Here is a 12,770-nt window from a genome sequence, read left to right as displayed (position 1 = left end):
AGAAACTTTTGAAAAATATTTAAAATTTTTCGATTATTTTTGAAAAAAAATATTTCCCAATGAAAAATCTACTTTTCCTTCTCCTCATTTTAGCACAAACAGTTTCTGCTCAATTCACTGACATTTCTATTGTCAAAGAAGTCAAGGCAAAAGAAAAAGGTTTGGTCGTTTCTGCGCATCCATTGGCAAGTGAAGCGGGTGCTCAAATTCTAAAAAAAGGTGGAAATGCCTTTGACGCTGCGATTGCTACGCAATTTGCTTTGGCAGTTGTTTATCCACAAGCTGGAAATATTGGTGGTGGTGGATTTTTGGTAGGTTATACCAAAAAAGGTGAAAAAATCGCATTGGATTATAGAGAAACTGCTCCTAAAAATGCATCTAGAGATATGTATCTTGACGAAAAAGGAAAAGCCAATACTGATTTGTCACAAAACGGAAGATTGGCAGTCGGTGTTCCTGGTTCGGTTTCGGGGATGTTTTACACGCATCAAAAATTCGGGAAATTGCCGATGGCTGATTTAATTCAACCTGCCATTGATTTAGCACAAAAAGGTTTTGCCCTTACAGAAAGAGAAGCGAATTTACTTAATGAAACCAGAGAAGATTTTCTAAAACACAATTCACATCCAACAGCTTTTACCAAAGAAATTCCTTGGAAGAAAGGAGATATTTTAGTTCAAAAAGAATTGGCTCAAACTTTAAAATTAATTCAAAAACAAGGTCAAAAAGCTTTCTACGAAGGAAAAAACGCTCAACTTTTAGTTTCCGAAATGAAGCGAGGAAACGGAATCATTACCCTTGAAGATTTGAAAAATTATAAAACCAAAGAAAGAAAAGCATTACAATTCGATTATAAAAATCACGAAATTGTTTCGATGCCGCTTCCTTCGAGTGGTGGAATTCTTTTGGCTCAAATGCTTAAAATGAGCAGTTTTGAAAATTTAGAAAATTTCCGACAGAATTCTCCAGAAGCAGTTCAAGTAATGGTAGAAGCAGAACGCAGAGCTTTTGCAGACCGTGCAGAATTTATGGGAGACCCTGATTTTATAGAAGACAAAACCCAAATCCTTATTTCTGAGGAATATTTAAAAAATCGTTGGAAAAATTTCAGTTTTGAAAAAGCTACTCCAAGTGCAGAAGTGGGGAAAATCATTGCCCAACCCAAAGAATCTACAGAAACTACGCATATTTCTATTATTGATAAATTCGGAAATGCAGTTGCTGTAACAACTACTTTAAACGGTTTATACGGAAGCAAAGTCGTGGTAAAAGGTGGCGGATATTTCTTGAATAATGAAATGGATGATTTTTCTGTAAAACCGGGCGTTCCGAATATGTTTGGTGCAGTTGGTGGTGAAGCCAATAAAATTGAACCCAATAAAAGAATGCTTTCTTCGATGACGCCAACTATCGTTCTAAAAAACGGAAAACCTTACATTGTGGTGGGAACTCCAGGAGGAACTACTATTCCTACTTCTGTGTATCAAAGCATCGTGAATGTGATTGATTTTAAAATGATACCAAGTTCAGCGGTGAATTCTGCAAAATTTCATCATCAATGGTTGCCAGAAATGGTTTTTGTAGAGAAAAATTTCCCTGAAAGTACTTTGAAAATTATAGAACAAAAAAATTACAAATTTGAAAAACGTGGCGGAATTGGTAGAACAGAAATGATCGTTATTGATGAAAAGGGTAATGCTACTGCTGTTGCCGATAGTCGTGGTGATGATTCTGTTGCCGTAGAATAATTATTTCCCAGCTAATTTACGAAGCATTCCATTGAAAATTAAACCGTGGAATGGTAAAACTGAGTACCAATACAACCTTCCTGATAAACCTAGTGGTCGGAAAGTTGCTTCTTGGTACAACTCTCCATTTTTAATGTAAAATTCTAACCAAGCTTCGCCAGGAACTTTCATTTCGGCGAAGAGTAAAAGGCGTTTTTCTTCTTTGTTGGCATATAAAACGCGCCAAAAATCTACAGAATCTCCTGCTTCTAATTCGTTTTGATTTCTTCTGCCTCTTCTTAATCCTACTCCACCGATTAATTTATCTAAAAAACCTCTGATTTTCCAAAGAAAATTAGCGTAATACCAACCTGTTTTTCCACCAATACTGAAAACTCTCTCCAACGCCAATTCCTCATTGTCTACTTTCATAATTCTGAAATCTGTAAAACAACCTTTCTCTGGAACTTCTAAATATTGCCAAACATTTCGCTTGTGAAACTGATTGGTAAAAGAATCATACCAACTACTTAACACGTCATTTTGCTTGATTTTGTCAAAAGCCATGTTAATTGCTTCTTTGTAAGAAAATAAATGAATTCCTAAGTCCGAAGCCAAAGAATTTTGTCTTGCAATGACATCTATTTTCATGCTGTCTACCAAATTCACCGCCAAAGAATAGGTGGTAGAAGTAATAAAGTATAACCAATACGAAGACAATTTAGGCGTCATTACTGGAACAGTGAAAATCCACCGTTTCAGACCTCTCACTTCGGCGTATTGCAACAACATTTCTTTGTAAGTAAGAACATCTTGACTTGCAATATCGTAGTTTTGATTGTAGGTTTTTTCTACACCGATAACTTTGGTTAAAAACTGAATCACATTTCTGATGGCAATCGGTTGACATTTTGTTTTCAACCATTTAGGAGCCACCATAATCGGCAGTTTTTCTACCAAATCTCTGATAATTTCAAAAGAAGCACTACCAGAACCTACGATAATTCCAGCTCTGAGACAGGTTAAAGCGTATTTATCACTTTTCAAGGCTTGCTCTACATTTTTTCTAGACTGAAGATGTTCTGAAAGTTTTTCTTCATTGATAATTCCAGTGAGGAAAACGACTTGCTTTACTGAAGTTTTTTCTAATGCTTTTCTGAAATTTTCGGCAGAAATTTTCTCTTTTTCTGAGAAATTTCCACTACCAGAAGACATAGAATGCACCAGATAATAAGCAAAATCTATATCTTGTGGAATATTTTGTAAAGAATTTTCATCTAGAAAATCATTTTCTATGATTTGAATTTTTTCAAGATGATTTTGATAGAGTTTAAGGCTTAATCTTTTTTGGTCTCTTACAGAACACACCACATCATGACCTTCTTCTAACAACTGAATGAGAAGTCTTTTCCCGATATAACCTGTGGCTCCTGTAAGAAAAATTTTCATGATTTAAAGATTTCTTCTAAAATTTTAAAACGACTTTCAAAAATAAATTTCACTTTATTTTTCACATAAAAACCTGCCAATAAATCTCCAAAAACTCCAAGAGGAAGTTTGAAATTGACAATATCCGTCATTTTCACTTTTCCATCTTCTGTAGCTTCGAAATGGTGTTCGTGATGCCACATTGCATAAGGTCCAAAACGCTGTTCATCTACGAAAAATTTTTGGTCTTCGAAATGCGTAATTTCTGTAATCCAATTGCTTTTTACCATTGGTAAAATTCCTATTTTATAGGTAATAATTTGACCAAGATACGTTTTATCTGGTGGATTATTGGTGATTTCAAACTGCATTTCTTTCGGTGTAATTCTGTCTAAATTATTAGGATGGGTAAAAAATTCCCAAGCTTTTTCTAAAGAAATAGGAAGAATCTGTTCCGAAGTAAGTGTATAAATTCCTGACTGCTTTTTTATATTGATTTTCATCTTTGAAATTTATTTTAAATTAAGATTTTACAGACATTGATAGAGAATAGTTCCATTTTCTTCTAAAATATTCAAACAATAAAACACTTCCGTAAAGCATCGAAAAACAGTAAAAACTGTCTTCTAAAGGCATGGTTCCCACTCTGATTCCTAGGTTTTCATTGTTGTCATAAAAAACCACTGGATTTTCTGAATAACTTCCCGTCAAAGCGGAATTAACAAAGAAAAACGGCACATAAATCAGCACAAAACTGATGTAAAACTTTCGTGCATATTCCCATTGGTAAAATATTTGAAAAATCATCAATAATGCAAACAAACCAAAACTTGCTGCGGTGTAAATTCTATCTAAATTGGTGACAAAAACACTTGCGCTTACGATTAATAGAAGAACAGAAATCCATTGTGTCAATTTTTTGGGCAACTGCAATTTCGGGAAGAAATATTCTAAAGAATAGTGAATAAAATTGCTGGAATATGGAATGAGCAAGAAAAATAACCATTCTTCGAGTGGCAATTTAAACCATCTGATTCCCATTAAGTATTCGTCATTAAAACCCCAAACATTTTGGTAAGCAAAATAAATATCCCATAGAATAAAGAAAATTCCCACCGTAATGATTGCCAAAAAATAAGGCTGCCAAAAACGGATAAAATTCATCCATTTTTTCTCAAAACTGAATATAAAAGGAATGCTGAAACTCAAGATATCTAGAGCTATGTAATAATAATGTTGCAAAACTTTGATTTTAAATTATTGACTATGCCATTTTTGAATTCATAGCTTCTCTGAAATATTTCAAAGGCACGAAAAGCATTCCGAAACACTCTCCTTCTTCTTTCCCAAGATGTTTATGGTGCATTTTGTGCGCTTTTCTCAATCCACGTAAATACCAGTTATTGGTTTTATCAAACCATTTAAAACGTCTGTGAATGAGAACATCATGCACTAAAAAATAAGCCATTCCGTACAGTAAAATCCCTAGTCCTATGAAAAAAAGATAGTTGATTCCATTTACCGTTCCGAAATAGAATAACAGAATACTAGGAATTGCAAAAATCACAAAAAAGAAATCATTTTTTTCAAAAACATGAGGATAACCTGGTTGGTGGTGATCTTCGTGAAAATACCAACCTAAACCATGCATAATATACTTGTGCGTGAGCCAAGTAATGCCTTCCATGGCAACGAAAACGCCTAATGTGATGAAAAAATATTGTAATGCTTCCATTTTTTTATTTTAGATTTTTAGATAGTTTTTAATGAATTTCACTAGATTTTCATCATCTGAATTTTTATAGTTCTTAATAATGAAATTTCGGTCTGCTTCTATATTTTTATTGTAACCCAAAAAACTTGGTGTTTTTTCTTGAGAAATTAATCTCATTAATCTGATTTCTATATTGTTGGGCTCTTTTTTAATTGCATCTTCAAGCAACTTTTTCCCTTTATTGAAATAAGAATATTTATTCAAAGGATTAGATGCGTGTTTTGCCATAAAAAAATTACCTACCGCATAAAATGCCATATAAATAGGCTTTTTAGTTGTATCATAAGCATTTTTAGATTTTGAAATAAGTGTTTTACTTACTTCTTCTGAGTTTTCTCCTTTTTGAAGGTAACCTCTTAACTCTACTAAACTTTGCGCATTCACGAAACTGCAAAACAATAAAAATACAAGAACTAACTTTTTCATAGATTTTAAATTTATCTTACGAAGTTAAGATTTTTAAACAAAATCATCTCTCCGAAAAGATAAACTTTTCTAGCATTAGAAACACTGATTCTTTTGTGCATCAATATTTCTGGCTTACATTTTTTAATTTTCTTGAATAAATTCGTGTAGTATTTATACGCCATAAAAACCGCTAATCTAGAAGACATCGGCAACATTTTAATCCCGATTAAAGAATGTTCAAAATCTTTAGCAATGTCTTTTTCTATTTCTAATTTATCCTGTTGAGAAAAATTTCTGAAATTCACATTTGGAAAATAAGTTCTTCCTAAATCTGTATAATCTGCAGAAATATCTCTTAAAAAGTTGATTTTTTGGAACGCCGCTCCTAAACTTTGTGCATAAGGTTTCAGTTTTTGATATTCTTCTTCATTGCCATCTACAAATACTTTCAAACACATTAAACCAACTACTTCTGCACTTCCGTAGATATATTCATTGTATTTTTCGTCATTTAAATCCTTGATATCACCCAAATCCATTCTCATAGAATGCAAAAACGCATCTACCAAGTGTTGAGGAATATTTTTCTCTCTCTGAGTAGTACAAAAAGAATGAAGAATAGGATTGAGAGAAATACCATTTTCCAGTGCATCTCTGTAGTTTTTCTCGAACTCATCTAGCAATTTTGCTTTGTCATAATCATGAAAAGTATCTACAATCTCGTCTGCAAAACGCACGAAACCATAAATATTATAAATATGCTGACGAATTTCTGGCTTAAACAAAGTAGAAGCTCTAGAAAACGAAGTGCTGTATTTTTCGGTAACCATTTTCGAGGTTAATCCAGAAATGTGATTAAAAATTTGAAAATTATTCATTTTTCTTGTGTTTTGTGTGGTTTAAAATTGAGTCTAACAAATTTTCAATAGATTAATTGTTCTTTAGAATATAATCTGTCACTACTTTTCCAGAAATTAATGCAGGCGGAACTCCAGGTCCTGGAACAGTTAATTGCCCTGTATAAAAGAAATTTTTCAATTTTTTATTCTTAATCGTTGGTCTTAAAACCGAGGTTTGCAATAAAGTATTTGCCAAACCATAAGCGTTTCCTCTACAAGAATGATAACGCTCTTTGAAATCTTTTACACCGAATGATTTTTTGAAAACTATGGCATCACTTAAATCTTCTCCCGTACATTTTTTAATTCTATCGAGAATCAATTGGAAATATTTTTCGTGAATTTCTTCGTTGTCTTCTAAATCAACCGCAACTGGAATAAGGAAAAATCCAACTTCCTTACCTTCTTCACAAAGAGAATCATCTGTTTTGCTCGAAAAATTAGCATAAAACAAAGGTTGTTTTGGTAATTCTTTGGTATCATAAATTTCTTTTGCATGCGCTTCAAAATCTGTATCAAAGAACAAATTATGATGCAAAAGATGGTTCACTTTTCTGTTAAAAGCTACATAATATAAGAAAGAACTCGGCGCAAAGGTTTTCTTTTGCCAATATTCTTCACTGTAATTTCGGTTTCCGTTTAAAAGTTTTTCGGTGTGAGCGTAATCTGCTCCCGAAATGAAAATATCTGCTTCGTAAATTCCGTTGTTGGTTTTTATTTTTTTAGCTTGACTATTTGAATATTCAATTGCTGTAACTTCTTCATTTACTTTAAATTGCACACCTAATTCTTTCGCCAATTTTACCATTCCAACAGCAACCGCATTGAAACCTCCTTTCGGATACCAAGTTCCCAACCCGAAATCTGCGTGATTCATAAAGTTGTAGAAAGCAGGAGTTTTATTCGGTTTTGCCCCTAAAAATAATACAGGAAATTCTAAAATACTTCTCAATTTAGGATTTTTAATTTCCTTTCTTACTTGCTCAGAAATATTTTTGACAAATAAATTTAGTCTTTTTGCACTTTCTACAGAAACCAATTCTAGCAATGATAAACCTGGATTATACACCAAATCCTGCATCGCAATTCGGTAGTTTTCTTGAGCTTCATCCATGAATTTTTTCAGATGTTTTCCGCTGCCTGGTTCTATTCTTTCGAAAGTTGCAATGATTTTTTCTGGAGTATCTTCGATGTCGATGTAATCATTTTCACCAAAAACCACTCTATAAGCTGGCGAAAGTTTTTCTAGCTTATAATAATCTGAAACTTTTTTACCAAAATCTGCAAAAAATCTCTCGAAAATATCTGGCATCCAATACCAACTTGGGCCCATATCAAACTTATAGCCATCAATTTCCATCATGGAAGCTCTTCCTCCTAATTGTTCATTTTTTTCTAAAACCGTCACTTTGTAACCCGCTTTTGCCATATAACAAGCAGAAGCTAGCGAAGAAAATCCGGAACCAATAATTACTGTTGTTTTCAAGGGTATTTAATTTTTTATATTGATGATAATGCTTCTTCTAATTGATGTCCAAAATAAGTTTTTTTGGTTTCTAAATATGATTTATTGATATGATTAGCCTTAATATTCAGTGGAATTCTTTTAACTAATTGAATATTACTGTTTTCCACAAAACTTAATTTTTCGGGATTATTCGTTAAAAGATTGATTTTTTTAACGCCTAATATATTAAGAATTTCTATCGCTACATTAAAATCTCTATCATCTGCTGGTAAACCCAACTGAAGATTAGCTTCTACCGTATCAAGTCCCAATTCTTGCAACTGATAAGCCTTTATTTTATTGATAATCCCAATATTTCTACCTTCCTGACGAAGATATAAAATAATTCCTCCATTTTCATCTATATATTTCATAGATGCGTCTAATTGTTGACCACACTCGCATTTTTGAGAATGAAAAATCTCTCCCGTAATACATTCTGAATGAATTCTTACGTTTACCACTCCGTTAAAATCTGTGTTTTCAGAGATTAATGCAATGTGCGGCATCCAATCTTCTTGTGATTCTGAAAACGCTACAATTTTGAAATTCCCAAAATCTGTAGGCAATTTTGATTCTGCTTGTATCTTGATCATATTATCTATTTTTTAAATCATAATTATTGTACAAATTTATACTTTATTTTGTTAAATAGTAAAATATTTTACTATTTTTGTCATCAATAAATTCTATTGAATGTATCAATTAATAGAAATTAATTCAAAAAAACTCATTATTAAAGGAATACAAACCGATTTAAAAAAATTCAAATATGAAAAATAAAACCATCAATTCAGAAAAAATATTATCCGATTACGGAAATTATCTACTTACTCACGGAGAAAGACCCAAAAATATCTACGTTTTTGCACAAGAAAATCACTTTGATGAAAAAGAATTTTATCAATTCTTTTCAAGCTTCGAACATCTGGAGAAAGAAATTTTAAAGCATTTTTTTCAAAAATCTTTAGAACTTTCTCTAGAAATCGAAGGTTATGAAGACATGAGCGCTAAAGAAAGATTACTGAATCTTTATTTCATCTTTTTTGAAAACCTTACCATGAATAGGTCTTTAGTTCTTATGATTTTAGGAAAAAAGAATCTTTCTACTGTACAAAAACTACATGAACTAAAATCTGAACATCAAAAATTTATCAAAACATTAGACTTTAATGACTTAGAAATTTTAGAAAAAGCTAAAGATTCTATTAAAAATTTCAATGAAAAATCTAGAGAAGAAGCGCTTTGGTTGCATTTTCTCTCTATCATTGAATTTTGGCAAAAAGACGAATCTCCAAGTTTTGAAAAAACAGATTTATTCATCGAAAAAACCATTGACACAGGTTTTGAATTCTTAAACAATGAACCTTTGAAAAAAATCATTGATTTAGGAAAATTCTTGTGGAAAGAAAAATTTCAAAAATCGTAAAAAATGAAAACCCTCAATAAAATTCCCACGGGAAAAATAGAACGCGCCAGCAATTTACTGAAAGCTGGTGCAAAAGTTGGCGTAAATTACATTAAATATTACGGCAACAAAATCACCAAAGACGAAGAAGAAGCCAAAAAAATTCTAAACGAAGACAATGCAGCAGACATCTATGACAGCTTAAAGGAATTGAAAGGTTCTGCGCTGAAAGTAGCACAAATGCTGAGTATGGAAAAAAATATCATGCCACAAGCTTATGTAGAAAAATTTTCGCTTTCGCAGTTTTCGGTTCCGCCACTTTCTGGAGCTTTGGTTAAAAAGACTTTTAGAAAATATTTTGGCAAAAATCCTGAAGATATTTTTGATGAATTTTCACCAGAATCAGTCAATGCAGCGAGTATTGGTCAGGTTCATAAAGCTAAGAAAAACGGTCAAGAATTGGCCGTAAAAATTCAATATCCTGGAGTTCAAGAAAGCATTTCCAGCGATTTGAAATTGGTAAAACCAATCGCAATGAAGATGTTCAACATCAGAAAAGAAGGTTCTGAATCCTATTTTAAAGAAGTAGAAGATAAATTGTATGAAGAAACCAATTATGATTTAGAACTCTCTAGAAGTGAGCAAATTGCGCAACAATGTGCTCACTTAGAAAATATAAAATTTCCAAAATATTATCCAGAATTTTCGTGTGAAAAAATCATCACGATGGATTGGTTGCACGGAAAACATTTCTCTGAATTTATTAAAACCAAGCATCCACAGAAAACGCTGAATAAAATCGGACAAACGCTTTGGGATTTTTACATGTATCAAATGCACGTTTTGAAGCAAGTTCACGCAGATCCACATCCTGGAAATTTTTTGATTTCGGAAAAAGGCGAATTAATGGTGATCGATTTCGGTTGCGTGAAGGAAATTCCGAGTGATTTTTATGAGCCTTATTTTGAATTGGCAAAAGTGGAAAACTTAATGAATCAAGCGTTTTTTGAACAAAAATTATATGAATTAGAAATTCTAAAAGCAGAAGATTCATCTGAAGAAAAAGTCTTTTTCAGTAAACTTTTCCATGAAATGTTAGAACTATTTACCAGACCTTTTAATCAAGAATTTTTCGATTTTTCTGATGAGAGTTTCTTTCAAGAAATTGCAGATTTAGGTCAGCGTTATGCTAAACTTAGTGATTTAAAAAACATGAATACCAATCGTGGTTCTAGACATTTTATTTATCTGAACCGAACGTTTTTTGGTTTATATAATATGATGCATGATTTAAGAGCTGAAGGAATAGAAATTAATCATTTTCAAAAATTTATGGTAGAAAATGCCTAAAAATTTGCCCTCAAAAATCTGTGAAGTTTGCGGTTTACCTTTTAACTGGCGCAAAAAATGGAAAAAAGACTGGGAAGAAGTGAAATACTGTAGCGAAAAATGCAGGAAAAACAAAAAATCAACATCGTTTGGTTCAAAAATGATTTAAGAACCAAAGACCAAATATCTCTATTTAAGGCATCTCAAGAAGATTTGCCTTTTATAGCTTTGTATATTTTCGATGAAGATTTTTATCAAAAAAAGCAGTTTGGTTTCAGAAAAATCGGGAAATTCCGTGCAAAATTTTTGTTGGAAAGTGTTCAAGATTTACAACACAATCTTGCTGAACTCAACATAACTTTTTTGATAAAATTTGGAAAGACTAAGGAGATTTTTGAAAAATTGAATGAACACTACTCTATTCAAAAAATCTTTTGTGAAGAAGAATTTACTCAAGAAGAAATAGATTTAGAAAAAAGTGTTGCTTCTGCTCTATCCAATGTGAAATTTGAAAAATCTTATTCACAATTTTTATTAGAACCAGATTTTGTTTTCGAAAGATTAGAAAAAATTCCTGCGCTTTTTACCACCTTCAGAAATAAGGTTGAAAAGAATTTCAGCGTAAGAAAACCTTTAAAAATAGAAAAAATAAGAGCGTTTTTTAAGCTAGAAATTCCATCAGAAAAAATTGATTTAGAAAAATTAGGTTTTGAGGATTTCGAAACACATCCTGACTCAGCATTTCCTTTTTCTGGCGGTGAAAATGCAGCTTGGGAAAGATTGGATTATTATTTTGAAGAAACTCAATTGGTTAAAGATTATAAAAATACCAGAAATGGATTGGTAGGAAGTGATTACAGTTCCAAATTTTCGGCGTGGATAGCCAATGGAAGTATTTCGGCGGTTTCCATTTATCCCAAATCACGCAGTTGAAATTTTTTGAGATAAGTCTATGGGGTAATCCCAAATTCCGACGAACCATTTTCTGCGTTTTTTGGTGAGTGCAATCTTCAGTTTGAGTGTGTCACCTACTTTTTCAAAATAAGCTCCAATAGCAAAGGTTCTATATCGTAGTGTAGATAATGTTTTCTGCGTTTTTTCCTGAAGAACAAACAGTCTGAAAATTGACATCAGATTATAAGCAATCATCGAAAATATAAGTGCAGCTTCTGTAGGGAAAAAGCCTTTAAGGTTAAAACTTTCGGCTCCAAAATCTGCCTTTAATTCCTTGATTCGATTCTCTGCATCGCCTCTGTTTCGGTACGTTCTCCAAACATCTGTTGCCGATTGTTCTTGGTTGGTAATATAGGCTGAATAGCGATAATTTCTATGGATTTCATCTTCCGGAAACAGGCTTAATATTCGGCCTGCCGCATTCGGCCGTTGTGCTATTTTTTGCCTTACAATGACTATCCTTCTTGGCTTTTCCCAGTTTTTTGCTTGATAATATTTGTCGCAAATTTCGATGCCCTCATCAACTTTTATCCAAAAATCTTGCTGGTCTATCAAGTGTTGAATGGGGTGAGTAAATTTTGCAGCGATGATGTATTGGAGTGTTTTTAATTCAAGATAATCCATAATGTCTTTCTGGAAAAAACCACTATCCAAACGAACTAATCCTACTTTCTTATCCCCAAAATTTAAGAGTGTTTCTTCTAAAAATCCTACAAAATTATTTGCCGAAGAAGTATTGCCGCTCCTGAGCCAAAAATTAGCGACCATCTTTACATCGTTCACAAATGCAATGATAGGATGATGGCTGTTTCTTCCTTTTTTCTTAGGATTGTAGCCTTTTTTTGCTCCCTCTTGCTCTCCGTATCGAGTAATTACAGATGAATCAATGTCTAACGTAAAATAATTGAGGTTCAAATTCTGAAAAAACCAACTGAAAAAATAATGCCCAACTTGCTGGTTGATGTGTTGTGTAAACTTGCCAAAATAGCGTTTATATGCGTCCTGAGCAGGGGTCTTTCGCCAGTCAAATATTTCCCCAAGAGCCTTATCTGCACGGGTAATTTCTGTGTGCAAAAAACGATTGGCACCACACCAAATACTCGTAATAAAAGATTCAAGCAAAACTTCTTTTTTATAAGAATTATTGGAAAGTGACACAGGTAAAGATTCGCATTTTTCAATTTGCTCTCTAAAGCCGATTTTGTCCAACATTTGCTTTAAAAACACCATGCCTCCCCAAGGCGTAATCTCTTTATTGGTAAAGGATAGCTCGAATTTCATCGCTTATTTTTTTCTACTGCTACGCAGTTGGATATTAGAATACTAAAATACTCTT

The 12,770-nt window shown here is 32.7% G+C and carries 14 protein-coding genes; 5 read left to right on the top strand and 9 right to left on the bottom strand.

Annotation, left to right across the window (positions count from 1 at the left end; all coding sequences use genetic code 11):
* Positions 1–59: 59 nt before the first annotated feature.
* Entirely contained in the window at positions 60–1,748 is a 1,689-nt protein-coding gene (ggt, locus tag KKQ79_RS02500; protein WP_213188828.1) for a gamma-glutamyltransferase, read from the top strand.
* Here the strand turns inward: ggt and KKQ79_RS02495 are convergent, their stop codons facing one another.
* From KKQ79_RS02495 to ribA, 8 genes are read right to left on the bottom strand one after another with little or no spacing between them, the layout of a single operon-like run.
* Entirely contained in the window at positions 1,749–3,176 is a 1,428-nt protein-coding gene (locus KKQ79_RS02495; protein WP_213188827.1) for an SDR family oxidoreductase, read from the bottom strand. It lies immediately after the preceding gene.
* Positions 3,173–3,658, bottom strand: coding sequence for an SRPBCC family protein (locus tag KKQ79_RS02490; RefSeq protein ID WP_213188826.1), 486 nt, complete (start codon positions 3,656–3,658; stop codon positions 3,173–3,175). Before KKQ79_RS02490 ends, KKQ79_RS02495 begins: the two co-directional genes overlap by 4 nt.
* Positions 3,659–3,677: 19 nt before the next feature.
* The gene (locus KKQ79_RS02485; protein ID WP_213188825.1) at positions 3,678–4,397 is read right to left on the bottom strand and encodes a lycopene cyclase domain-containing protein; all 720 of its coding nucleotides are present in this window, start codon (positions 4,395–4,397) and stop codon (positions 3,678–3,680) included.
* Between the two features lie 22 nt (positions 4,398–4,419).
* On the bottom strand, positions 4,420–4,890 hold the full coding sequence (locus KKQ79_RS02480; protein WP_213188824.1) for a sterol desaturase family protein: 471 nt from the start codon (positions 4,888–4,890) through the stop codon (positions 4,420–4,422).
* A 9-nt stretch (positions 4,891–4,899) separates the two neighbouring features.
* Positions 4,900–5,355: a hypothetical protein gene (locus tag KKQ79_RS02475; protein ID WP_213188823.1), complete on the bottom strand. Its 456-nt coding sequence runs from the start codon at positions 5,353–5,355 to the stop codon at positions 4,900–4,902.
* An 11-nt stretch (positions 5,356–5,366) separates the two neighbouring features.
* The gene (locus tag KKQ79_RS02470; protein WP_213188822.1) at positions 5,367–6,215 is read right to left on the bottom strand and encodes a phytoene/squalene synthase family protein; all 849 of its coding nucleotides are present in this window, start codon (positions 6,213–6,215) and stop codon (positions 5,367–5,369) included.
* Positions 6,216–6,267: 52 nt separating this feature from the next.
* Positions 6,268–7,722, bottom strand: a complete 1,455-nt coding sequence (locus tag KKQ79_RS02465) for a phytoene desaturase family protein (RefSeq protein ID WP_213188821.1) — start codon at positions 7,720–7,722, stop codon at positions 6,268–6,270.
* A gap of 14 nt (positions 7,723–7,736) precedes the next feature.
* Complete coding sequence (ribA, locus tag KKQ79_RS02460) at positions 7,737–8,339, bottom strand: GTP cyclohydrolase II (protein ID WP_213188820.1); 603 nt, start codon at positions 8,337–8,339, stop codon at positions 7,737–7,739.
* Positions 8,340–8,515: 176 nt separating this feature from the next.
* Here ribA and KKQ79_RS02455 point away from each other — a divergent pair, with 176 nt between their 5' ends.
* Genes KKQ79_RS02455 through KKQ79_RS02440 form a run of 4 tightly spaced genes read left to right on the top strand, consistent with a single transcriptional unit; the run spans position 8,516 to position 11,413 of the window.
* Positions 8,516–9,172 carry a TetR/AcrR family transcriptional regulator gene (locus KKQ79_RS02455; protein WP_213188819.1) on the top strand — a complete coding sequence of 219 codons (657 nt, stop codon included), beginning with the start codon at positions 8,516–8,518 and terminating at the stop codon, positions 9,170–9,172.
* 3 nt (positions 9,173–9,175) lie between these two features.
* Positions 9,176–10,501: an ABC1 kinase family protein gene (locus KKQ79_RS02450; RefSeq protein ID WP_213188818.1), complete on the top strand. Its 1,326-nt coding sequence runs from the start codon at positions 9,176–9,178 to the stop codon at positions 10,499–10,501.
* Positions 10,494–10,649: a DUF2256 domain-containing protein gene (locus KKQ79_RS02445; RefSeq protein ID WP_213188817.1), complete on the top strand. Its 156-nt coding sequence runs from the start codon at positions 10,494–10,496 to the stop codon at positions 10,647–10,649. Before KKQ79_RS02450 ends, KKQ79_RS02445 begins: the two co-directional genes overlap by 8 nt.
* Positions 10,601–11,413, top strand: coding sequence for a deoxyribodipyrimidine photo-lyase (locus KKQ79_RS02440; RefSeq protein WP_213188816.1), 813 nt, complete (start codon positions 10,601–10,603; stop codon positions 11,411–11,413). The genes KKQ79_RS02445 and KKQ79_RS02440 overlap by 49 nt, the downstream gene beginning before the upstream one ends.
* On the opposite strand, the gene KKQ79_RS02435 is transcribed toward KKQ79_RS02440, so the two are convergent.
* Positions 11,402–12,715 carry an IS1380 family transposase gene (locus KKQ79_RS02435; protein WP_213188815.1) on the bottom strand — a complete coding sequence of 438 codons (1,314 nt, stop codon included), beginning with the start codon at positions 12,713–12,715 and terminating at the stop codon, positions 11,402–11,404. The genes KKQ79_RS02440 and KKQ79_RS02435 overlap by 12 nt on opposite strands.
* Between the last annotated feature and the right edge of the window lie 55 nt (positions 12,716–12,770).

It is taken from the genome of Cloacibacterium caeni, assembly GCF_907163125.1.
GTDB classification, from domain to species: domain Bacteria; phylum Bacteroidota; class Bacteroidia; order Flavobacteriales; family Weeksellaceae; genus Cloacibacterium; species Cloacibacterium caeni_B.
The sequence above is the reverse complement of the archived record's forward strand: the minus strand, read 5'-3'. Positions and strand labels throughout refer to the sequence as shown.